The 22102-nt window shown below is 65.3% G+C and carries 17 protein-coding genes and 1 pseudogene; 6 read left to right on the top strand and 12 right to left on the bottom strand.

Annotation, left to right across the window (positions count from 1 at the left end; translation table 11 throughout):
• Nucleotides 1-5 precede the first annotated feature (5 nt).
• The 3 genes from ACNJYB_RS17145 to guaB all read right to left on the bottom strand — a co-directional run bounded on the left by ACNJYB_RS17145 (nucleotide 6) and on the right by guaB (nucleotide 3249).
• Nucleotides 6-299 (bottom strand): hypothetical protein, encoded by a 294-nt coding sequence (locus ACNJYB_RS17145; RefSeq protein WP_439375013.1) that lies wholly within the window; start codon nucleotides 297-299, stop codon nucleotides 6-8.
• A gap of 150 nt (nucleotides 300-449) precedes the next feature.
• Entirely contained in the window at nucleotides 450-1472 is a 1023-nt protein-coding gene (locus ACNJYB_RS17140) for an NADP-dependent oxidoreductase (protein ID WP_439375012.1), read from the bottom strand.
• Nucleotides 1473-1755: 283 nt separating this feature from the next.
• Nucleotides 1756-3249 (bottom strand): IMP dehydrogenase, encoded by a 1494-nt coding sequence (guaB, locus tag ACNJYB_RS17135; protein ID WP_439375011.1) that lies wholly within the window; start codon nucleotides 3247-3249, stop codon nucleotides 1756-1758.
• A gap of 456 nt (nucleotides 3250-3705) precedes the next feature.
• On the opposite strand from guaB, the gene ACNJYB_RS17130 reads away from it, so the two are divergent.
• A complete protein-coding gene (locus ACNJYB_RS17130; RefSeq protein WP_439375010.1) occupies nucleotides 3706-5196 on the top strand; it encodes an MFS transporter in 1491 nt (496 codons plus the stop codon).
• A gap of 52 nt (nucleotides 5197-5248) precedes the next feature.
• On the opposite strand, the gene ACNJYB_RS17125 is transcribed toward ACNJYB_RS17130, so the two are convergent.
• Complete coding sequence (locus tag ACNJYB_RS17125) at nucleotides 5249-5935, bottom strand: RlmE family RNA methyltransferase (RefSeq protein ID WP_439375009.1); 687 nt, start codon at nucleotides 5933-5935, stop codon at nucleotides 5249-5251.
• 1 nt (nucleotide 5936) lies between these two features.
• A complete protein-coding gene (locus ACNJYB_RS17120) occupies nucleotides 5937-7010 on the bottom strand; it encodes a Ppx/GppA phosphatase family protein (protein ID WP_439375008.1) in 1074 nt (357 codons plus the stop codon).
• A gap of 213 nt (nucleotides 7011-7223) precedes the next feature.
• Between ACNJYB_RS17120 and ACNJYB_RS17115 the strand changes: the two genes are divergently transcribed.
• Entirely contained in the window at nucleotides 7224-9596 is a 2373-nt protein-coding gene (locus ACNJYB_RS17115) for a xanthine dehydrogenase family protein molybdopterin-binding subunit (RefSeq protein WP_439375007.1), read from the top strand.
• A gap of 54 nt (nucleotides 9597-9650) precedes the next feature.
• Here the strand turns inward: ACNJYB_RS17115 and ACNJYB_RS17110 are convergent, their stop codons facing one another.
• A complete protein-coding gene (locus ACNJYB_RS17110) occupies nucleotides 9651-11075 on the bottom strand; it encodes a DUF5107 domain-containing protein (protein ID WP_439375006.1) in 1425 nt (474 codons plus the stop codon).
• Nucleotides 11076-11093: 18 nt separating this feature from the next.
• Entirely contained in the window at nucleotides 11094-11894 is an 801-nt protein-coding gene (locus tag ACNJYB_RS17105; RefSeq protein ID WP_439375005.1) for a hypothetical protein, read from the bottom strand.
• A gap of 107 nt (nucleotides 11895-12001) precedes the next feature.
• Here ACNJYB_RS17105 and ACNJYB_RS17100 point away from each other — a divergent pair, with 107 nt between their 5' ends.
• The 4 genes from ACNJYB_RS17100 to ACNJYB_RS17085 all read left to right on the top strand — a co-directional run bounded on the left by ACNJYB_RS17100 (nucleotide 12002) and on the right by ACNJYB_RS17085 (nucleotide 16144).
• Nucleotides 12002-12493, top strand: coding sequence for a YaiI/YqxD family protein (locus ACNJYB_RS17100; protein WP_439375004.1), 492 nt, complete (start codon nucleotides 12002-12004; stop codon nucleotides 12491-12493).
• Nucleotides 12494-12495: 2 nt separating this feature from the next.
• Nucleotides 12496-14307, top strand: a complete 1812-nt coding sequence (locus tag ACNJYB_RS17095) for an ABC-F family ATP-binding cassette domain-containing protein (RefSeq protein WP_439375003.1) — start codon at nucleotides 12496-12498, stop codon at nucleotides 14305-14307.
• Nucleotides 14308-14371: 64 nt separating this feature from the next.
• Nucleotides 14372-15451 (top strand): D-TA family PLP-dependent enzyme, encoded by a 1080-nt coding sequence (locus ACNJYB_RS17090; protein WP_439375002.1) that lies wholly within the window; start codon nucleotides 14372-14374, stop codon nucleotides 15449-15451.
• Between the two features lie 246 nt (nucleotides 15452-15697).
• Entirely contained in the window at nucleotides 15698-16144 is a 447-nt protein-coding gene (locus tag ACNJYB_RS17085; protein ID WP_439375001.1) for a hypothetical protein, read from the top strand.
• Here the strand turns inward: ACNJYB_RS17085 and ACNJYB_RS17080 are convergent.
• The 5 genes and pseudogenes from ACNJYB_RS17080 to ACNJYB_RS17060 all read right to left on the bottom strand — a co-directional run.
• Nucleotides 16091-16826: pseudogene (locus ACNJYB_RS17080) on the bottom strand (reverse transcriptase domain-containing protein); the annotation flags it as partial. The gene ACNJYB_RS17085 and the pseudogene ACNJYB_RS17080 overlap by 54 nt on opposite strands.
• Nucleotides 16827-17548: 722 nt before the next feature.
• Complete coding sequence (locus tag ACNJYB_RS17075) at nucleotides 17549-18724, bottom strand: NAD(P)/FAD-dependent oxidoreductase (protein ID WP_439375000.1); 1176 nt, start codon at nucleotides 18722-18724, stop codon at nucleotides 17549-17551.
• A 38-nt stretch (nucleotides 18725-18762) separates the two neighbouring features.
• Nucleotides 18763-19680 carry an SDR family NAD(P)-dependent oxidoreductase gene (locus ACNJYB_RS17070; protein ID WP_439374999.1) on the bottom strand — a complete coding sequence of 306 codons (918 nt, stop codon included), beginning with the start codon at nucleotides 19678-19680 and terminating at the stop codon, nucleotides 18763-18765.
• 218 nt (nucleotides 19681-19898) lie between these two features.
• Nucleotides 19899-20378: a MaoC family dehydratase gene (locus ACNJYB_RS17065; RefSeq protein WP_027543107.1), complete on the bottom strand. Its 480-nt coding sequence runs from the start codon at nucleotides 20376-20378 to the stop codon at nucleotides 19899-19901.
• Nucleotides 20379-22097, bottom strand: coding sequence for an AMP-binding protein (locus tag ACNJYB_RS17060; protein ID WP_439375580.1), 1719 nt, complete (start codon nucleotides 22095-22097; stop codon nucleotides 20379-20381).
• Nucleotides 22098-22102 lie beyond the last annotated feature (5 nt).

The following is a 22102-nucleotide window of genomic DNA, read 5'->3' as shown; positions in this document are numbered from 1 at the left end:
GGGATTTAAGCGACACTCTTGAGGTCCTGCTGGATCGCGGCCAGCAGGGATTGCAGCGCCGCGCTGTTCACGGGCTTGGTCTCGGTGCTCGCAGGCTGAACGCTGGTGGGCTGCACAGCTTTGACGGGACGCTTCGGGAACGGCGGTGGCGCAGGCATCGTGGCTGGCGCGAAATCGCCCTCCTCCTCGGCATGAACGAACTTGCCATGGATGACATCGTCGCGGCGGCCCATGACGAACATCGTCGCCCAATAGCCGGCGGCCAGGAGGATTACACAGAAAAGAACAATCTCTAACATCGCAGCACCTGAAATATGCGCGATGATTCAATCCCTTCGCCGGCCCGTCAATGAACAGACGGTCACACCTGCGGCTTTTGCGGGCAGGTGTGACCATTGGGTGACTCTTTCTTAACCATCCAGCGCCCATGGGGGCTGGATGCGGCCGGATCAGGCCCTATCCGGGCCCACCCGAACCAACTGCTTGCCGAAATTGGCCCCCTTCAGCAGGCCTATGAAGGCGCCGGGGGCGCTTTCCAGGCCGTCGGTGACGAACTCCTTGTACTTGACCTTGCCCTCGCGGACCCAGGCCGACATGTCGCGCAGGAAGTCGCCATGCCGGGCGGCGAAGTCGGAGACGATGAAGCCGCGGAAGGTCAGCCGCTTGGTCAGGGTCGCGCGCATCATGCTGGCGGCCCATTTCGGCGGCTTGGCCTCGGTATCGTTGTAATGGGCGATCAGGCCGCAGACCGGCACGCGGGCGAACGGGTTGAGCAGCGGAAACACCGCCTCGAACACCGCGCCGCCGACATTCTCGAAATAGACGTCGATGCCATTCGGACAGGCGCCCTTCAGCTTCGCAGCGAGATCAGGATCGCGGTGATCGATGCAGGCATCGAAGCCGAGCTCCTTCACCACGTAGTCGCACTTGTCCTTGCCGCCGGCGATGCCGACTGCGCGGGCGCCCTTGATCTTCGCGATCTGGCCGACGGCCGAGCCGACCGCACCGGAAGCGCCGGCGACCACGACGGTCTCGCCCGGTTGCGGTTTGCCGATGTCGAGCAGGCCCGTGTACGCGGTCATGCCAGGCATGCCGAGCACGCCGATGGAGGTCGAGATCGGACCAAGCTTCGGATCGACCTTGATCAGGCCCTTGCCGTTCGAGATCGCATGCGTCTGCCAGCCGGAGCGGATGCGCACGATGTCGCCTACCGCAAAGTCGGGATTGTTGGAGGCTGCGACCTCGCTGACCGCCTCGCCTTCCATCACGCCGCCGATCGGCACCGGCGCAGCGTAGGACGGCCCTTCGCTCATGCGCCCGCGCATGTAGGGATCGAGCGACAGCCAGATCGTGCGCAGCAGGACTTCGCCCTGCCCTGGCGTTGGAACGGCGAATTCCTCGATGCGGAAATCTGACGGCTTGGGTTCGCCGACGGGACGCGCGGCGAGAACGATGCGTTTGCCTTGGGACATGGCTTCCTCCACTTTTCTGTCATTGCGAGCGAAGCGAAGCAATCCAGCCGCGTCAACACAAAAGGACTGGATTGCTTCGTCGGATCAGCACAAGATTGCCACGCGATTTTGTCGCGAGCTCCTCGCAATGACGAAGTCGACGAAGCTCACGCTACATACTCACTGTCATCGCCCGACTTGATCGGGCGATCCAGTATTCCAGAGACGGCAGTGATTGAGCCGAGAAGCCGCGGCGTACCGGATACCGCGTCAAGCCGGGGCATGACAGCGTTGGGTGGAGTAACTAACCCCCGCCCGGATAGTTCGGGGCCTCGCGCGTGATGGTCACGTCGTGCACGTGGCTTTCGCGCAGGCCCGCGCCGGTGATGCGGACGAAGTTCGCCTTCTCGTGCAGCTCCTTCATGTCCTTGGCGCCGACATAGCCCATGGCGGCGCGCAGGCCGCCGGCGAGCTGGTGCATGACGTTGCCGACCGGGCCCTTGTAGGGCACCTGGCCCTCGATGCCTTCAGGCACGAGCTTGAGCGAGTCCTTGATGTCCTGCTGGAAGTAGCGGTCGGCCGAGCCGCGCGCCATCGCGCCGACCGAGCCCATGCCGCGATAGGCCTTGTAGGAACGGCCCTGCCAGAGAAACACTTCGCCCGGCGTCTCGTCGGTGCCGGCGAGCAGCGAGCCGACCATGGCGATGTCGGCGCCGGCGGCGAGCGCTTTTGCAAGATCGCCGGAGAACTTGATGCCGCCGTCGGCGATGACGGGAATGTCGGACTTCTTGGCCGCCTCGACCGCATCCATGATCGCGGTGAGCTGGGGCACGCCGACGCCGGCGACGATGCGCGTGGTGCAGATCGAGCCCGGGCCGATGCCGACCTTGATGCAATCCGCACCGGAATCGATCAGCGCCTGCGCACCCTCCGATGTCGCGACGTTGCCGGCGACGACCTGCACCGAATTCGAGAGACGCTTGATGCGGTTCACCGCATGCAGCACGTGGCGGGAATGGCCGTGCGCCGTGTCGACCACGACGAGATCGACGCCGGCATCGATCAGCCGCTCGGTGCGCTCGAAGCCGGTGTCGCCGACCGAGGTGGCGGCGGCGACACGCAGGCGCCCTTGCGCGTCCTTGCAGGCGAGCGGATGGGCGACTGCCTTCTCCATGTCCTTCACGGTGATCAGGCCGACGCAGCGATATTGCTCGTCAACCACCAGCAGCTTCTCGATGCGATGCTGGTGCAGCATCCGGCGCGCCTCGTCCTGGCTGACATTCTCGCGCACAGTAACGAGACCCTCATGCGTCATCAGCTCGGAGACTTTTTGACGGCGGTCGGTGGCAAAGCGCACGTCACGGTTGGTGAGGATGCCGACCAGCTTGCCGGGCGTATTCTTGCCGGCGCCCGTGACGACGGGAATGCCCGAGATGCCGTGATCGCTCATCAGCTTGAGCGCGTCTTCGAGCGTCGCCTCGGGGCTGATGGTGAGCGGGTTCACCACCATGCCCGACTCGTAGCGCTTGACCTGCCTGACCTGGGCGGCCTGCCCCTCGGGATCGAAATTGCGGTGGATGACGCCGAGGCCGCCGGCCTGCGCCATGGCGATTGCCATGCGCGCCTCGGTGACGGTATCCATCGCAGAGGCCATGATCGGAATGTTGAGCGGAATGGCGCGGGTGACGCGCGAGCGGATATCGACCTCGCCCGGCATGACGTCCGACAGGCCCGGCTTCAACAGCACGTCGTCGAACGTAAAGGCTTCGCGGATGCCCTGAAGTTGCACCGTGGCCATCTGCCAACTCCTTCCTGCGGCCCTGCCGCAAATAGCTAAGGATGAGCGCCGCCCTCGGCGAACCTTGCGGCATCGCCTTGAGAATCGGAGCCCATCGGTGGGGTTGACGCGGGTCGATAGCACGCCCGCGTGACGAATCAAAGCAATTCGAGCCGCCGGCCAGCCATGCACAGGCTTTTTTAGGGTAAATTCGGCGGCGATGGCCGGGCGGCGGGGTTGGCCACCGTGATTCCGGCTGCGACGAAGTCGCGAGCCCGGACTCCATCCCGCAGCGATCCCTGCGACCCCACGGATTCCGGGTCCGCGCCGAGAGGCGCGCCAGGGAATAACGAGCAGGGTCACACCGTTGTTACGCGGGATCTAGGTGCTATGCGTCGATCCGCAATGGTCCCCGTCGGGTGGCGGTGATAAGCCGCAAGTCTCGCCCTTCCTTCCGATTTTCATTACCAATCCGTCATGGTCGACAAGCAACGCATCATTCCGCTGATCGTGGCCACTGCTCTCTTCATGGAGAACATGGATTCGACCGTCATCGCCACCTCGCTGCCGGCGATTGCAGCCGACATCGGCACCAGCCCGCTGACGCTGAAGCTTGCGATCACGTCCTACCTGCTGTCGCTCGCGGTGTTCATCCCGGCGAGCGGCTGGACCGCCGACCGCTTCGGCGCGCGGATGGTGTTCGCCATCGCGGTCGGCGTGTTCATGGTCGGCTCGGTCGGCTGCGCGCTGTCGACCTCGGTAACCGATTTCGTGTTCGCGCGCATCCTGCAAGGCATGGGCGGGGCGATGATGACGCCGGTCGGGCGCCTCGTGCTGCTGCGCTCCGTCGACAAGAGCGCGCTGGTCAATGCCATGGCCTGGGTGACAGTCCCTGCCCTGATCGGGCCGGTGATCGGACCACCGCTCGGCGGTTTCATCACGACCTACGCGTCCTGGCACTGGATCTTCCTGATCAACATCCCGATCGGGCTGCTCGGCATCTTCATGGCCTTGAAGTTCATCGATCCGATCAAGAGCGAGACGCAGGAGCCGTTCGATCTCTACGGCATGGTGCTCGCCGGCATCGGCCTTGCCGGCATCGCCTTCGGCCTCTCCGTCGCCGGGCTCAACCTGCTGCCCTGGAGCACGGTGGCCGCGCTGGTCGTGGGCGGCGCGATCTCGATGACGTTGTACGTGTTGCACGCGCGGCGGACCGGATCCCCGGTGCTGGACTTCTCGCTGCTCAAGCTGCCGACGCTGCGCGCGGCGATCCTCGGCGGCTTCCTGTTCCGGCTCGGCATCGGCGCGCTGCCGTTCCTGCTGCCGCTCCTGATGCAGATCGGCTTCGGCCTGTCGCCGTTCCATTCCGGCCTCGTCACCTTCGCCTCCTCGCTCGGGGCCATGGGCATGAAGACGCTGGCGGCGCGCATCATCCGCACCTTCGGCTTCCGCAATTTGATGACCGTGAACGCGATCATCAGCGCGTTCTTCCTCGGCGTCTGCGCGCTGTTCACGGTGACGACGCCGCTGCTGATCATCATGGTGATCCTGGTGGTCGGCGGCTTCTTCCGCTCGCTCGAGTTCACCGCCATCAACACCGTCGCCTATGCCGACGTGGAAAGTCCGCAGATGAGCCGCGCCACCACGCTGGTCAGCGTCAACCAGCAGCTCGCGGTGTCCGCCGGCGTTGCCGTCGGCGCCGCCTCGGTGGAGACGACGATGTGGCTCAGCCATGTCAGCGAGCTCAACGCCACCGTGTTCGCGCCCGCCTTCGTCGTGGTCGCGCTGACCTCGGCAGCCTCGAGCTGGTTCTTCTGGCAGATGCCGGCCGACGCCGGCCACGAGATCTCCGGCCGCAAGGCGGTGGAGATCGCGAGCCGCAAAGGCGCCGGCAAGGGCGCGGAGAAGGCCGCCGTGAAGGCGGCAACGGAAGATACGCAAGACGTGCGCGATCAGCGGCTGGGGTAGTTTTGCTTCGATTCTGGATTGCTTCGCTGCGCTCGCAATGACGGCGTACGGGCTACGCCTGCGCTTCGCCGCGAAATCCCGTCGCGAGCACGTAGCGTTCCGACGAATCCTGCCGGCTCGCGGCGGGCTTGACGTGACGCACCGTTGCGAAGTCGCGCTTGAGCTGGGCGAGCAGATCGGCATCGGCGCCGCTTTGGAACGTCTTGGCGAGGAATGTGCCGCCGGGCTTGAGCACGTCGCAGGCGAAGGCCGCCGCGGTCTCGACGAGGCCGACGATGCGGAGCTGGTCGGTCTTGCGGTGGCCGGTGGTATTGGCGGCCATGTCGGACATCACGACATCGGCGCCGCCGCCGAGCATCGCGGCGAGCTTTTCCGGCGCGTCATTGTCCATGAAATCGAGCTGGGCGAAGTCGACGCCGGGAATCTCGGGCATCTCCAAGAGGTCGATGGCGACGACCTTGCCCTTGCCTTCCACCGAGCCGACGCGCTTGGCCGCGATCTGGCTCCAGCCGCCGGGCGCGGCGCCAAGGTCGACCACGGCCATGCCGGGCTTCAAGAGCCGGAACTTGTCGTCCATCTCGAGCAGCTTGAACGCGGCACGCGAGCGATAGCCCGCAGCCTTGGCCTTGGCGACATAGGGATCGTTGAGCTGCCGCTCCAGCCACAGCTTCGACGACAGCTTGCGCTTGCCGCCGGTCTTGACCTGGACGTGCAAGCGGCCGGTGGTGTCCTTCGCCATCTCACCAGCTCCTGAGCGCGCCGTCCTCGCGCATCATCTCGACCAGCATGCCCTCGCGCAGGCCACGATCGGCGACGCGCAGGCGCGGCAGCGGGAAGGCGTGCCTGATGGCATCGAGGATGGCGCAGCCGGCGAGCACGAGATCGGCGCGCTCGACGCTGATGCAGCTGTTGTTGGCGCGCTCCTCGTAGCTCATGCCGAGCAGCTTGTTGATGGTCGCGGTGATGTCGGCATCGTTCATCCAGATGCTGTCGATGCGTCGGCGGTCGTACCGCGGCAGATTGAGATGGATGCCGGCGAGCGTCGTCACCGTGCCCGACGTGCCGAGCAGATGCATCCCAGTGAGATCGCGGCCGTGCTCCTCGGCGAACGGCGCGACATGGCTCGCGACCTCGCGCTCCATCGCAGCATAGATCTCCGGCGACACGTCGCGGCCGCCGAACTGCTCGGCGAGCGTGACCACGCCATACGGGATCGACATCCAGGCCTTGATGCGCGGTTCCGGATTTTGTGGGTCACGCTCGATCCGCACCAGCTCGGTGGAACCGCCGCCGATGTCGAACAGGATTGCGCCGCGCCCCCTCGGATCGACCAGCGGCGAGCAGCCGAGCACGGCGAGCGAGGCCTCGGTCTCGCGGTCGATCACCTCGAGCTCGATGCCGGTCTCGGCCGCGACGCGGCTGCGAAACCCCTCCGCATTCGCCGCCGCGCGGCAGGCTTCGGTGGCGATCAGCCGCAACCGCCGCGCCTTGCGCAGATTGATCTTGTCCCGGCAGATGCTGAGCGCCGCAATGGCGCGCTCGATTGCGGCCTCGCTGATCGAGCCGGTCGCCGAGACCCCCTCGCCGAGCCGGATGATGCGCGAGAAGGAATCGACCACACGAAAGCCGTCCTGGGTCGGACAGGCGATCAGCAGCCTGCAATTGTTGGTGCCGAGGTCCAGCGCCGCGTAGACGCCGGTTCCGGTCACTTGCGCGGGGACGGCCGGTCCGGCGGCCAACGCCACCGCCGCCATCGACCCCTCCAGCCCATCGTGCGGCGCATGGCCGTCGCGGAGCCGCGTGTGGTCATTCATACAAACTGTCTTTCCGCGGCCGGTCGGGCCGATCTGGAATTGCTTTTTCGCCTGAAACATTAGCAGCGCGGCAGGTCTGCGCAACATCGCATCACATAGGACCATGCCCATTCGTGCGTTGTCGTGAACGGGTCCGTGGGCTATCTGAATGGGGTCCGGCCCCCTCCAGGCGCCCGCGAAATCGCGCATTTGCCGGCTTTTCAGGTCGATTCCATGCAAGAACACACAAAATCGTCCACGCTCGAAAACGCTATTGCACTGCAAAAATATGGTGTCGGTCAGCCCGTCCGCCGCAAGGAGGACGACACCCTGGTCCGCGGCAAGGGCCGCTACACCGACGATTTCAACCTGCCCGGCCAGGCTTATGCCGTGGTGGTCCGCTCGACCCATGCCCATGGCGTCATCCGCGGCATCGGTATCGACGCCGCCAGGGCGATGCCGGGCGTGCTGGGGGTGTGGACCGGCAAGGACCTCGATGCCGCCGGCTACGGCCCCTTCACCTGCGGCCTGCCGCTGAAGAGCCGCGACGGCTCGCCCCTGCTCCAGACCAACCGCCAGCCGCTGGCGACCGACAAGGTCCGCTTCGTCGGCGATCCCGTTGCCTTCGTGGTGGCCGAGACGCTGGCTCAGGCGCGCGACGCGGCCGAGGCGGTCGAACTCGACATCGAGCCGCTGCCGGCGGTGACCGATCCCGAAGAAGCCGCCCAGCCCGGCGCGCCGCAGCTCTACGACCACATCCCGAACAATGTCGCGCTCGACTACCACTACGGCGACATGGACAAGGTCAATGCGGCCTTTGCGAGCGCCGCCCACGTCACCCGGCTCGACATCGAGAACACCCGCGTCGCGGTGGTCTCGATGGAGCCGCGGGTTGGGCTCGCCTCCTACGACAAGAGGACCGAGCGCTATACGCTCCACGTGCCGACGCAGGGCGTCGCGGGCAACCGCGCCAACCTCGCCAAGAACCTGAAAGTGCCGAACGAGAAAGTGCGCATCCTCACCGCCAATGTCGGCGGCTCCTTCGGCATGAAGAACATCAACTATCCCGAATACATGTGCATCCTGTACGCGGCGAAGGCACTGGGGCGTCCGGTGAAGTGGCTCGACGAGCGCTCCACCAGCTTCCTCTCCGACAGCCACGGCCGCGCGCAGAAAATCCATGCCGAGCTCGCGCTCGATGCCGAGGGGCATTTCCTTGCGGCCAAGCTGTCCGGCTATGGCAATCTCGGCGCCTACATCACGGGTGTCGCGCCGGGGCCGCTCTCGCTGAACACCGGCAAGAACTTCTCCAGCGTCTACCGTACGCCGCTGATGGGCGTCGACATCAAGACGGTGCTGACCAACACCACGCTGATGGGCGCCTATCGCGGTGCCGGCCGGCCCGAGGCGAACTACTACATGGAGCGGCTGATCGACCGCGCCGCCGACGAGATGGGCATCAATCGCCTGACGCTGCGCAAGCGCAACTTCATCAAGCAGAACCAGATGCCGTTCCCGGCCTCCTCCGGCGTCACCTATGACAGCGGCGACTTCCAGGCGGTGTTCAACAAGGCACTCGAGATCTCCGACCACGAGAATTTCGCCAAGCGCAAGAAGGAGAGCCGGAAGGCCGGCAAGCTGCGCGGCATCGCGGTCGGCTCCTATCTCGAGGTCACCGCGCCGCCGAGCCCCGAGCTCGGCAAGATCGTGTTCGATCCCGACGGGACCGTGCAGCTCATCACCGGCACGCTCGATTACGGTCAGGGCCACGCCACGCCGTTCGCGCAGGTGCTGTGCGAACAGCTAGGGGTGCCCTTCGAGAGCGTGAAGCTGGTGCAGGGCGACAGCGACATCGTCCACACCGGCAACGGCACCGGCGGCTCGCGCTCGATCATGGCCAGCGGCCAGGCTATCGTGGGAGCCGCCAAGCTCGTCATCGAAAAAGGCAAGCGTGCGGCCGCGTATGTGCTGGAGGCGTCCGAGGCGGACATCGAGTTCGCCGACGGCAGCTTTACGATCGCCGGCACCGACCGCAGCATCGACATCATGGAGCTCGCCAAAAAGCTTCATGACGGCAAGGTGCCGGACGGCGTGCCCGACTCGCTCGACGTCGACCACACCAGCGAACCGGTCGCATCCGCCTTCCCGAACGGCTGCCATGTCGCCGAGGTCGAGATCGACCCGGAGACGGGCGTGGTGCAGATCGTGCGCTACAGCGCCGTCAACGATTTCGGCACGGTGATCAATCCGCTGCTGGTCGCGGGCCAGCTCCATGGCGGCGTGGTCCAGGGCATCGGCCAGGCGCTGATGGAGCATGTCCGTTACGACGAGAGCGGCCAGCCGATCACGGGCTCGCTGATGGACTACGCCCTGCCCCGCGCCGAGGACGTGCCGTTCATGACGGTCGGCGATCAGCCGGTGCCAGCCACGACCAATCCGCTCGGCAGCAAGGGCTGCGGCGAAGCCGGCTGCGCCGGCAGCCTGTCGACCGTGGTGAACGCCGTGCTCGATGCGCTCTCCGAGTACGGCATCAAGCACATCGACATGCCGCTGACCCCGGAGCGGGTGTGGCGGGCGATCCAGGATGCGAAGGGCAAGGCCGCCTAGGGAGTTCCACGACCGTGGCAACGCCGGCGGCTTCGACTGGCATTTCGAAAGAGATCACTTGACCGCCGTTTCGGCGGCGATCAACTCTTTTCCGTCCGCGGTCGTGATCGTTAGCCTTATCTTTTCCCCGCTGCGGCCGTCGGCAATCGCCGCCGAAACGCGATTTCCGTTGTTCGGGTCGGCGCTCACGACCCCGCTGAACAGAGCCGTATCCCCCTGTTTCAACGTGACAAGCAACGGGATGGCCGGTTCGATGCTGAAGAACTCGACAATTGCGCGAGACGCCCCGGCGGAGAAATTGATCAGGATTTCCTCGTTTGCATGCGTCACGTTGCTCATGCCGACGGTCGGGCTGTAGGTTTCCGGAATGGACACCTCACTGCGTGCGGGAAAATCTGTGCTGTGGAAAAACTGGTCCGACACGCCCGCCCATAATTCGACATATGGCCGCCACTCGTTCGGATCCTTCCGGGCATCGGTTTCGCCGGTGAGCGACGGATATCCCCACGTCCACATTTTCAAGCCCCGCGTGAGGGTATTGTCCGCAATGCGAATAATTCCTTCTGCATTGTCATGGTTGATGACGCCCCAGAAATTCTCGCCCTGCATATCTGGTGCAGCATAGGCGATGCCCATCGTCGGCCAATTCTTGAAGTAGCGCAGCTTTTCAAAGCGCCGCTTGCCCATACCCGCGCTCTCGTCGCCGTCTGCCAGACCGGTCGACCAGGCAGGCGTCGTGTAAGTTCGGATCGGCGCGATGATTTCGGCGCCGCCCGTTGCCCTGGGATTTTTCGGCTCCGATCCCGGAGCGAGCGTCGTGCACGTCCAGTACTCGTACTGGACAGCCTCGTCGTGCGGATTCTTCAGCACCACGCGCGCATCGAGTGCGGCACGATCGGCTTTCAGCGTAACGTAGTAGTTCGCCTCTATGCCGGTCGCCCCCCTGAACTTTCCCGGGCGCGCGGAATAGTCGAAGTCATCCTGGAACGACATCACGACCGTGACTTCGTCGGCGCCCTCCTTCACCACCCGAAAGGCCCACGGCTTCAGCCAGGTCTTGCCGTGCTCGGCATCCGGGAACGTTGGGAATATCCCACCGTACACCATCAACCAGTCGTAGTAGAAATTTCCGGCCTTCATGCCGTAGGGCACTCCGACTTCCGTTCGATAAAGCTGCTCGTGGCCAGTCGGCTTGTAGACCATGGAAAGAATACGCCCTCCGAATTCGGGCACGAGCGTTACCTTCAGATATCGGTTCTCAAGCACGTACGATCTGAAACTGTGTTCGACGATCACGCTTTTGTCGAGCGACCCGCTGACAAAGCCATTCTCCGCATCGACGGCGAACCTGACGGTGCTCCACGTCGTCGTCTGCTCGCTGAGTGAGACGCCATCGGGCGCCGGTGCGGCGGCATGCACGACGCAATGCGCATGGAGCGATAAAAGGAGTGCTGTTCCGAAACAAACGAGGGCACGCAAGGAAACCTCAACTGATGTTCAGGCCGCCGCCTGCTCGCGCGGCTGGTAGATCGCAGCGTGTTGGCAATGCGCCAGCGGCGTGGTGCCGTTGGCGACGACCAGCGCGTCCAGCTCGACGAAGCGGTGGCCCTTCTTCTCGTAGTTCGCGGTCACCTTGGCCCGTGCGGTGATCTCGTCGCCAGCGCGCACGGCCGACAAGAGCTGCATGCGGCTGCCGACGTGGATCCACGGGCCCAGAATGGTGTTGTCGACGAGGACGCAGTTCATGACCCGCTGGATCAGGCCGGGATGGCCGAGGCCCTCGCTCGCGAAGACCGGGTTGGATTCCCTGATGTCAGCGAGATACTCTGTCGCCGCCTGCCCGGCCCAGCGGCGCGGCGCCGTTCCGAGCCACTTGCCGGTCTCGAAGGTGGCGGGGCCGACCGGCTTGCGCTCGGCGATCGCCGGGACCTCGACATAATCGCTCAGCAAAACCGCGGGCACGGCCGCAGGCAGTGAGGCCGTCCCCGTCGCGCACAGTTCGGTGCGGCTGAACACCTCGATCGTGAGCAGGCCGTTGTGCTCGGTCGCGTCGATGTCTGCGGCCTCACCGTCGTAGACCGGTTTGATGAAGCGGGCCTCAACCAGCCCGCGTGACAGGAAATCGCGGCCCCAGCGGGCCAGCGGCACATGCATCATGTAGGCGAACACGTCGACGCCCGGGACCAGCCCGCCCTTGAAGCCGAAGCGGCGGGCCACCGTGTCGTCGTGCATCCTGTTCTCGGACTGTTTTGCGGTGTTGTAGGCCTCGACGCGGTAGGTTTCGAGCCGGTTCGGCATGTGGGCCTTTCCCCAAATTCTTGTTGTTTCAGGGCCAATCGTAGGCCGCGGGGAACAACGGTCAATCCCCTCGCCTTTGCGGCCCGAATGGGGTACCACGCGGCGGAATGACCGAGACCCCTACCCGCATCTATGTCGACGCCGACGCCTGCCCGGTGAAGGACGAGATCTACCGCGTCGCGATCCGGCACGGCGTGCCCGTAAGCGTGGTCGCCGGCAATTTTATCCGCGTGCCCCACGATCCTCTGATCGAGCGGATCGCCGCAGGTAGCGGCATGGACGCGGCCGATGACTGGATCGCGGAGCGGGCCAGGCCCGGCGACGTCGTCGTGACATCGGACATTCCGCTGGCGAGCCGCTGCGTCAAGCGAGGAGCCGATGTGATCGCCCCGAACGGCAAGCCGTTCACGGAAGAGTCTATCGGCATGACGCTGGCGGTGCGCAATCTGATGACGGATCTGCGCTCGGCGGGCGAAGTCACCGGCGGTCCTCGCTCGTTCGCGCCGCGCGACCGCTCCGCCTTCCTCTCCGCGCTGGACCAGACGCTGCGCCGGATCCAGCGCCGCCGCGCCGACCAAGCCGCCACGAGCCAGAGCTGATCATGGCGCCGCCGCTGATCCAATTGAAAGACATCAGGCTGACTTTTGGCGGCACGCCGCTGCTGTCGGGTGTCGAGCTCAATGTCGCGCCAGGCGAGCGCGTCTGCCTGATCGGCCGCAACGGCTCGGGCAAGTCGACGCTGCTCAGAATCGCGGCGGGCCTTGTCGAGCCCGACGGCGGCACGCGGTTCGTGCAGCCCGGCGCGACCGTCCGCTATTTGCCGCAGGAGCCCGACTTCGGCGACCACAAGACCACGCTCGCCTATGTCGAGGCGGGCCTTGCGCCTGGTGACGACCATCACCAGGCGCGCTACCTCCTCGAGCAGCTTGGCCTCACCGGCGAGGAGAGCCCGCACAATCTCTCCGGCGGCGAGGCGCGTCGCGCCGCGCTCGCCTGCGTGCTGGCGCCCTCGCCCGATATCCTGCTGCTGGACGAGCCCACCAACCATCTCGACCTCTCCACCATCGAGTGGCTGGAACAGGAGCTCGACAGCCGCCGTAGCGCGCTGGTGCTGATCAGCCACGACCGCCGCTTCCTGACCAATCTCTCGCGCTCCACGGCATGGCTCGACCGCGGCAGGATCAAGCAGATCGATCGCGGCTTTGCCTCGTTCGAGAGCTGGCGCGACGAGGTGCTCGCGGAAGAAGAGCGCGACCAGCACAAGCTCGACCGCAAGATCGTCGACGAGGAGCACTGGCTGCGCCACGGCGTCTCCGGCCGGCGCAAGCGCAACGTCAAGCGGCTCGCCAATCTGCATGCGCTGCGCGACCAGCGCCGCAACTATCGCGGCACCGCCGGCACCGCCAGTCTCGCGGCGGCGGAGGCGGAACAATCCGGCAAGCTGGTAATCGAAGCCAAGGGCATCACCAAGGCCTACGGCGAGAGGAAAATCGTCGAGAATTTCTCGACGCGCATCCAGCGCGGCGACCGGCTTGGCATCATCGGCCCGAATGGCGCCGGCAAGACCACGCTGGTCAATCTCCTCACCGGCGGCGCGGAGCCCGATTCCGGTACCGTGCGGCTGGGTGCCAATCTGGAGACGGCCACGCTCGACCAGCACCGGGAAAGCCTCGATCCCAAGTCGACACTGGCCGAGGCGCTGACCGGCGGACGTGGCGACCAAATCATGGTCGGCGGCAAGCCGAAGCATGTGGTCGGCTACATGAAGGACTTCCTGTTCGCGCAGGAGCAGCGCGGCACGCCGGTGGAGGTGCTCTCCGGCGGCGAGCGCGGCCGGCTGATGCTGGCACGCGCACTGGCGAAACCGTCGAACCTTGTGGTGCTGGACGAGCCGACCAACGATCTCGACCTCGAGACGCTCGACGTGCTCGAGGAGATGCTCGGCGATTACGAAGGCACCGTCATCCTGATCAGCCATGACCGCGACTTCCTCGACCGCATCGTCACCTCCGTGATCGCACCCGAAGGCGACGGCAAGTGGATCGAGTATGCCGGCGGCTACAGCGACATGCTGAGCCAGCGCGGCGCGGACCTGAAGCGCGAGACGGCGAAGGCGCAACCGGCTGTGGAAAAGAAGGAAGAGCGCGGCGCTGCTCCTTCGTCCGCGCCGAAGCGCAAGCTCAGCTTCAACGAGAAGCACGCGCTGGAAACGTTGCCGAAGAAGATGGAGACCCTTCACGCCGATATTGCAAAATTGCAGCGCGTGCTGGACGATCCCAACCTCTATGCCAAGGATCGCAAGAAATTCGACGCGGCATCGGCCGCGATCGCCAAGGCGCACGAAGAACTGTCCGCCGCCGAAGAGCGCTGGCTCGAACTTGAAATGCTCCGCGAAGAGATAGAACAGGCCTAGCGCGTATTCCGCAAAAGTAGGTACCGGTTTTGCAATCGGAATGCGCGCCAACTAAGAGACTCCCATGACCACTCCCCTCGCCGCCAAGATCGCCCGCGAATACGGCACGCCCTGCGCCGTCATCGACATGGACAGGGTCGAGCGCAACATCGCGCGGATCCAGAAGGCCTGCGACGACGCCGGCATCGCCAACCGTCCGCACATCAAGACGCACAAGAACCCAACGATTGCGAAGATGCAGGTCGCGGCCGGCGCCAAGGGCATCACCTGCCAGAAGATCGGCGAGGCCGAGATCATGGCCAATGCCGGCATCGACGACATCCTGATCAGCTACAACCTGCTGGGCGAGGAAAAGATGGCGCGTCTCGGCGCGCTGAATGCCAGCACCAACATGACGGTCGCTGCCGACAACTCGACCGTCGTCGCCGGCCTGCCGAAGGCGGCTGCGGCGTCCGGCCGTCCGCTCTCGGTCGTGGTCGAGTGCGACACGGGCCGCAAGCGCGCCGGCGTCGAGACGCCCGGCGAGGCGATCGCGCTGGCACGCGAGATCGCCGCGTCCAAGGGGCTTCAATTCGCGGGCTTCATGCTCTATCCGACCGAGACCGGCTGGGCGGACGCGCAGAAATTCTACGACGAGGCGCTGGCCGGCGTGCGCGCGCATGGGCTGGATGCAAAGATCGTCTCGACCGGCGGCACGCCGAACCTCGTCAACATCGGCAAGCTCAAGGGCGGCACCGAGCACCGCTTCGGCACCTACATCTACAACGACCGCATGCAGGTCGCGGCCGGCTCCGCCACCTGGGACGATTGCGCGCTGTACATCTATTCGACCGTGGTGAGCCGCGCCGCACCCGAGCGCGGCATTCTGGATGCCGGCTCGAAGACTCTGACCACGGACACCGGCGGTCTCGACGGCCACGGCCTGATCCTGGAGCACCCCGAGGCTAGAATCGCGAAGTTCGCCGAGGAGCACGGCTTCCTCGACCTCTCCCGCAGCAACACGCGACCCAATGTCGGCGATGTCGTCCGCATCGTGCCGAACCACGTCTGCGTCGTCGTCAACATGATGGACGAGGTGGTGATGGTGCGCGGCGAGGAGATCATCGGCACGCTGCCGGTGGCTGCGCGCGGGAAGCTGCGGTAGGCGGCGGTGCCGTAGGGCAGGCAAAGCGACTTGTCCGCCCTGGGCACGGCGCTTCGCCTTTGCCCACCAACGATTTCTGAGATAGGCGGCGCATCTCTCCCAACCGTCATTGCGAGGAGCTCTTGCGACGGTCGCGGTAGGGACGCTCATTGCTGGGCGCCCCCCCGCACAGATCCGTACGTGCGGCTTTCCCGCATACGGCTCCCACCTCGGGTGAGTAGCGGTGAAGCGTGTTCGGGGCCAAGGATGGAGGATTTGTGGCTTGGGGAGCAAGTCGGAGGCAAGCCGCGCGACCCGCTGCCACGTGGTCCCGTCAGTCTGGCTGCGGCGCCGAAGCATCCGCCTCCATTGTTCGGTGACGAAGTAGCGGAAGGCGCTGAGCGCTCGGCTGTTGGTCGGTACCGCGTGGTAGTTGAAGTACCCGGTAACGACCTGCCGCAGCCATTTGCCCTGTTCGAGCACCGACTGGTGCATACGCCGTCGCATTCCCTGCTTCACGGCTTGCAGTTTCGCCCGCATGCGGTCTTTGCGAGACTTGCGCCTGATCTGGAACTTGCCTTGCTTGGATCGGCTGCAGATGAAGGTGAAGCCGAGGAAGTTGAAGGTCTCCGGCTTGCCGAGCCCGCGCCGCCTGCGGTTGTCCTCCGCATGACGTCCGAACTCGATCAGCCGGGTTTTCTCAGGGTGCAGTGACAGCGCGAACTCCTGCAGCCGTTTGCGCAATTCTTCGAGGAAGTGCCGGGCCTCATTCTCATGCTCGAAGCCGACGATGAAGTCGTCAGCGTAGCGCACGATGATCATGTCACCCGCGGCCTCGCGCCGTCTGAAGCGTTCGGCCCACAGATCGAGGGCATAGTGCAGGTAGATGTTGGCAAGCAGCGGCGAGATCACCGCCTTGTGCCGTCCCCTGTTCGCTGACCCTGACCGTTCCTTCTTCGAGAACACCCGCCTTGAGCCATTTGCGGATCAGACGGATGATACGCTGGTCGCCGGTCCGATGTTCGACGAAGCGGATGAGCCATTCCTGGTCCACCATGTCGAAGAACGAGCGGATATCGGCGTCAACAATGAAGTTCACCCGCCGGCTCTCGATTCCGACCAGCAGCGCATCCATCGCATCGTGCGCGCTGCGCCCGGGCCGGAACCCATACGAGAACCCGAGGAAGTCCTCCTCGTAGATCGCGTTGAGCACCGTAGCGGTTGCCCGCTGAACGATCTTGTCCTCGAGGGACGCAATCGCCAGCGGTCGCTGCCGCCCATCCTGCTTCGGGATATGGACCCGCCGCGACGGCTGCGGCCGGTACGCTCCCCGGTGAACACGAGCATGCAGGTCCTCAAGATTGGCCTTGAGGTCTTGCTCGTAGTCCCGCCACATCATTCCGTCCACACCCGGCGCGGCATGCTTCTTCAGCGCGAAGAACTCCGCCTCGAGCAGTTCAGGCGTGATGTGGTGAAGCAGCGCAGTGAACCTCTCCTTCTTCCTTTCCCTTGCAGTTCGCCGTATGCGTTCCAACGCCTGTGTCACGCTTGTCCGGCTCGGCGTCCGGGGCGTGCTTTGCTGGTCCGCATTCCCCTTGGTCGCGGCCCTTCGCTCCACCAACTCCTCCGCGGATCGCTCCGCTTCGTTCGCAGGCTTCGACGCTACTACGGCCGCCTCCGACTTCCCGCATCCGTTCGTCATCGGCTTTGGCTCCTCGCCTTCCCGATGCGGACCTTGGGGGCATGTTGCCATCGGTCAGATGCGGGACCTCCCAGGTTCCGACGCGGTCCTTTGCTGCGTGATGGGGTCTTCGACCACGGCAGAGCGTCAGCGCCTCGCATAACGGCGCCGCACATGTTGCCTTCGACGTTGCTTACCGGCTCGGCCTCTGCGAGTTTCTGTCTTTCGCGGCTCAATAGCCCACCCCACAGCATCGTTGTGTACGCTTCGCAGCCGCCGTTGCCGACGGCCACGCAACACTCACTACCGGGCGCTCGCTACCGCTTACCCGGACCGGACTTCCACCGGTTGGACCACGCCAGCTTGCCTGGCGCACAAGCAATCCAGCTTCCGCGGAGGGATTCTGGATTGCTTCGCTACGCTCGCAATGACGGTGGTTAGCGCTTTAGCCACTCCAGCGCACCCGTGCCCGCCGAGACGCCCGTCGCAAACGAGGCCTGCAATAGATAGCCGCCGGTTGGCGCCTCCCAGTCCAGCATCTCGCCGGCGGCGAACACGCCGGGCAATTTGCTCAGCATGAAGTGCTCGTCGAGCTCGTCGATGGCGATCCCGCCCGCGGTCGAGATGGCGCGATCGAGCGGGGCTGTGCCGGTGAGCTGAAGCGGAATGGCATTGATCAGCTGCGCCAGTTCGGCCGGCGACAACGCCGCTAGCGACCGGCCCGACGCAATGGCCGCCTCCTGCATCAGGCCGATGCCGACTGGCGACAGTTGTGCCGCTTTGCGCAGGAAGTTCGCCAGCGACTGCTTGCCGCGCGTGCCTGACAGCCGCCTGGTCAGTGCGGCGGCGTCGAGGTCGGGCCGCAACGCGATGGTCAGAGTCGCCTGCCCGAGCCCGAGCACCGCCTCGCGCAGCTCCGCCGAGAGCGCGTAGATCGCTCCCCCTTCGATGCCGCTGCGGGTGATCATGGCTTCGCCGCGCACCGTGTGTGCGCCGATCGTCAGCGCCACGCCCTTGAGCGGCTGCCCTTCGAACCGGTCGCGGAAGAGATCGGACCATGCGACCGTGAAGCCGGAATTGGCCGGCCGCAGTTTTGAGATGGCAACGCCTTTTGCCGCGAGGATGTCGACCCAGCCGCCATCCGAACCCAGACGTGGCCAGCTTGCGCCCCCGAGCGCGAGCACGGTGCCGCAAACGTCTGCGGCCGATGCGCCATCTGGTGTTCGAAACAGCAGCCGCCCTTCGCCGTCCCAGCCGCTCCAGCGATGACGAAAGGCGAATTGCACGCCGGCGGCATCGAGCCGCCGCAACCAGGCGCGCAGCAGCGGAGACGCCTTGAACGCCTTGGGAAACACCCGCCCGCTGCTGCCGACAAAAGTCGGCTCGCCCAAGGCCTCGCTCCAGGCCCGCAACGCGTCGGGTGAAAATGCCTCGATCGCGGCTTGCAGCCTCGGTGCCGCTTCGCGATAGCGCGTCATGAACTGGGGCAGCGGCTCGCTGTGGGTGAGGTTGAGCCCCCCGCGGCCCGCCATGAGGAATTTGCGGCCTGCCGACGGCATGGCGTCATAGACGGTGACTCGGGCACCGCCTTGCGCCAGCACCTCCGCCGCCATCAGCCCGGCGGGACCGGCACCGATGACGGCCGCGTCAGTCAGAGCTTGATCCCCGCCCGCGCCGCGGCCTGCGCGACGTATTTCTGCGTCTGCTCGAAGGCGCCCAGCAGAGCCCTCGCCTTCGACATGTCGCTGATCTCGGCGAAATGCGCGGCGATCGCGTCCGGCGTCCACTCACTCTCCGGCAGGTTGATGCCTTCGCTCTCCACGATCTTGATCACGGCGAAGGAGCCGGCACCAGCGCCCATGATGGTACGGGTCGGAGCGTCCTCACTCAGCATGTACTCGACCGCCGGCGTGATCGCGTTCGGCTTCATCAGCTGCAGCGCCTGCGGCGGCAGCAGCTCCTCGGTCATGCGGGTCGCCGCCGTCGGCGAGATGATGTTGACGCGGATGTTGTTCTTGCGTCCTTCCTCGGCCAGGACGTTCATCAGTCCGACCATGCCCGACTTCGCCGCGCCGTAATTGGCCTGGCCGAAATTGCCGTAGAGGCCCGAGGACGATGTCGTCAGCACGATGCGGCCGTAATTGCGGTCGCGCATGCCGGCCCAGGCCGCCTTGCAGCAATAGAACGTGCCGACGAGATGCACGTCGAGCACCTTCTGGAAATCGGCGGCTTCCATTTTGGCGAACGACTTGTCGCGCAGGATGCCGGCATTGGCGCACAAGAGGTCAACGCTGCCCCACTCCCTCGTGGCGCGCTCGACCATGGCGGTGACCTGCTCGAAACTGGAGACGTCGGCGCCGTCGGCCATCGCGGTGCCGCCGGCCTTGCGGATCTCCTCGACCACGGCCTCCGCCGGCGACAGCGAGCCGCCGGTGCCGTCGCGCGCGCCGCCGAAATCGTTGACCACGACCTTGGCGCCGCGGCTGGCAAGCCCCAGCGCATGCGCGCGTCCGAGACCATTGCCTGCGCCGGTGACGATAGCGACGCGTCCGTCGAACCTGATTGCCATGAGTGCGTTTCCTTTCTTCCTTCTCCCCTTGCGGGACAAGGTGGCGCGAAGCGCCGGATGAGGGTATCTGTCAAAAGCGGAGCTCGCGGAGAGATACCCCTCACCCGGCTTCGCTTCGCGAAGCCACCCTCTCCCACAAGGGGAGAGGGTGAAACCCAGTGGGTCGCTTTTTGAGCAGCGATGGGTTGCCGGGTCAAGCCCGGCAACGATGCCTCAGGTCAGGCGAAATAGATCAGGCCGAGCCAGTCGGCGACCAGCGCGGGCTTGTCCTCGCCCTCGATCTCGACCGTGACGTTGGTGCGGGACTGCAGCTCATTGGGCTTGCGCAGCTTCGCTTCCGCCAGCACGAAACGGCCGCGGACGCGCTTGCCGGAGCGCACCGGCGAGATGAAGCGCAGCTTGTCGAAGCCGTAATTCACGCCCATCGTGGTGCCGGCGATCACGGGCATCACCTCATAGGACATGATCGACAGCAGCGACATCGTGAGAAAGCCGTGCGCGATGGTGGTGCCGAAGGCGGTCTCCTTCTTCGCGCGTTCCGGATCGACGTGGATGAACTGGTGATCCTCGATCACGTCGGCATAGGTGTCGATGCGGGGCTGGTCGATCAGGTGCCATGAGGACACGCCGATCTCCTTGCCGACCATGGCCTGATAGGCCTCGAGCGCAATCGGCGGCTTCTTCCAGACTTCGTTCACTTAGGTCTCACTCCGTGTTGTCGGCAGCTCTGGAAAATCCTCCTCGCGGAATTCCCGGCCGCGCAGCGGATCGCTCCGATCATCGTCGCGTTCCAGCCGTCGTAGCTGTACGCGACGGATTTTGCCAGAGATCGTCTTCGGCAGCTCGGTGACGATTTCGAGGCGGCGGATGCGCTTGAACGGCGCCAGGCGCGTGTGCAGGTGCTTGAAGATGGACAGCGCGGTTTCCGGCGAACGTTCCGCGCCCGAAATCAGCAGCACGAAGGCCTTGGGGACCGCGAGCCGGATCGGATCGGGGCTCGGCACCACCGCGGCTTCGGCGACGAGTTCATGCTCGAGCAGCACGCTCTCCAGCTCGAACGGGCTGATGCGATAGTCGGAGGATTTGAACACGTCGTCGGAGCGGCCGACGAAGGTGAGATAGCCGTCCGCGTCTTCGAACACGACGTCGCCGCTGCGATAGAGCGCGCCTTCAGCGCCGGACAATTTGCCCTCGTCGCCCTGATAACCCTGCATCAGGCCGGCTGGACGGTCATCGCCCAGCACGAGCGTCACCTCCCCTTCCTTCGCGGGATTGCCGTCGGCATCGCTGATCTGGACACGATAGCCCGGCAGCGGCCGGCCCATCGAGCCGACCTTGATCTTTTGCCCCGGCGAGTTGCCGGCGAGCGCGGTGGTCTCGGTCTGGCCGTAGCCGTCGCGGATGGTGAGGCCCCAGGCAGCCTGCACCTGGTCGATCACTTCAGGATTGAGCGGCTCGCCGGCGCCGCAAACTTCGCGCAACGCCACCTTGAACGAGGCGAGGTTCTCCTGGATGAACAGCCGCCACACCGTCGGCGGCGCGCACAGCGTGGTGACGCCGCAGCGGCCGATGGTGGCGAGCAGGGCCTTGGCATCGAAGCGCGGCTGGTTGACCACGAACACGGTGGCGCCCGCGTTCCACGGCGCGAAGAAGCAGCTCCAGGCATGCTTGGCCCACCCGGGCGAGGAGATGTTGAGATGGACATCGCCGGGCTTCAGGCCGATCCAGTACATCGTCGAGAGATGACCGACCGGGTAGCTGCGCTGGCTATGCCGGACGAGCTTTGGTTTTGCCGTGGTGCCCGAGGTGAAATAGAGCAGCATCGGGTCGTCGGCTTGGGTCGGACCGTCGGGCGTGAAGCTTTCGGGCGCCTTCGCCGCTTCGTCATAGGCGAGCCAGCCATCCGAAGTCGCACCGACGACGATGCGGACGACATTGTCGGCACCTAAGCTTGCGAATTTTGCCACCTGATCCTGCGCCGCGACGACCGCCCTCGCCTTGCCGCGATCGAGCCGGTCACGCAGTTCGTCGGCGGTGAGCAGCGTGGTTGCGGGAATAACGACGACGCCGAGCTTCATAGCGGCGAGCATCGTCTCCCACAACGGAACTACATTGCCGAGCAGCAGCAGAAGATGATCGCCGCGCCTCAAGCCCTGCGCGCGGAGGAAGTTCGCGACCCGGTTGGAGCGGCGCGACAGCGCCGCAAAAGACAGTTTCGTCTGTTTGTCCTGCGCCCCGTCTACAATCCAGAGCGCGGGACGGTCCTTGCTGTCCGCATTGGCCGCGAGCTCGGCGTCGAACCAGTCGAGCGCCCAGTTGAAGGGAGCCGGATCGGGCCAGCGGAAGCCTTTGACCGCTGTCTCGTAATCCGTCCGATTGGCCAGCAGAAACGCGCGGGCGTCCTGAAATGTCGTCATGGTGT

It is taken from the genome of Bradyrhizobium sp. SMVTL-02 (assembly GCF_051853005.1).
Taxonomy (GTDB): Bacteria; Pseudomonadota; Alphaproteobacteria; order Rhizobiales; family Xanthobacteraceae; genus Bradyrhizobium.
Note: the sequence above shows the minus strand (reverse complement) of the source record. Positions and strands in the feature narration are given on the sequence as shown.

Bases quoted from the DNA above. Each gene is read 5' to 3' on its own strand.
- ACNJYB_RS17145 (WP_439375013.1), bottom strand. From the start codon at position 299: ATGTTAGAGATTGTTCTTTTCTGTGTAATCCTCCTGGCCGCCGGCTAT.
- ACNJYB_RS17140 (WP_439375012.1), bottom strand. From the start codon at position 1,472: ATGTCCCAAGGCAAACGCATCGTTCTCGCCGCGCGTCCCGTCGGCGAA.
- guaB (WP_439375011.1), bottom strand. From the start codon at position 3,249: ATGGCCACGGTGCAACTTCAGGGCATCCGCGAAGCCTTTACGTTCGAC.
- ACNJYB_RS17130 (WP_439375010.1), top strand. From the start codon at position 3,706: ATGGTCGACAAGCAACGCATCATTCCGCTGATCGTGGCCACTGCTCTC.
- ACNJYB_RS17125 (WP_439375009.1), bottom strand. From the start codon at position 5,935: ATGGCGAAGGACACCACCGGCCGCTTGCACGTCCAGGTCAAGACCGGC.
- ACNJYB_RS17120 (WP_439375008.1), bottom strand. From the start codon at position 7,010: ATGAATGACCACACGCGGCTCCGCGACGGCCATGCGCCGCACGATGGG.
- ACNJYB_RS17115 (WP_439375007.1), top strand. From the start codon at position 7,224: ATGCAAGAACACACAAAATCGTCCACGCTCGAAAACGCTATTGCACTG.
- ACNJYB_RS17105 (WP_439375005.1), bottom strand. From the start codon at position 11,894: ATGCCGAACCGGCTCGAAACCTACCGCGTCGAGGCCTACAACACCGCA.
- ACNJYB_RS17100 (WP_439375004.1), top strand. From the start codon at position 12,002: ATGACCGAGACCCCTACCCGCATCTATGTCGACGCCGACGCCTGCCCG.
- ACNJYB_RS17095 (WP_439375003.1), top strand. From the start codon at position 12,496: ATGGCGCCGCCGCTGATCCAATTGAAAGACATCAGGCTGACTTTTGGC.
- ACNJYB_RS17090 (WP_439375002.1), top strand. From the start codon at position 14,372: ATGACCACTCCCCTCGCCGCCAAGATCGCCCGCGAATACGGCACGCCC.
- ACNJYB_RS17085 (WP_439375001.1), top strand. From the start codon at position 15,698: ATGGAGGATTTGTGGCTTGGGGAGCAAGTCGGAGGCAAGCCGCGCGAC.
- ACNJYB_RS17075 (WP_439375000.1), bottom strand. From the start codon at position 18,724: ATGGCGGCGGAGGTGCTGGCGCAAGGCGGTGCCCGAGTCACCGTCTAT.
- ACNJYB_RS17070 (WP_439374999.1), bottom strand. From the start codon at position 19,680: ATGGCAATCAGGTTCGACGGACGCGTCGCTATCGTCACCGGCGCAGGC.
- ACNJYB_RS17060 (WP_439375580.1), bottom strand. From the start codon at position 22,097: ATGACGACATTTCAGGACGCCCGCGCGTTTCTGCTGGCCAATCGGACG.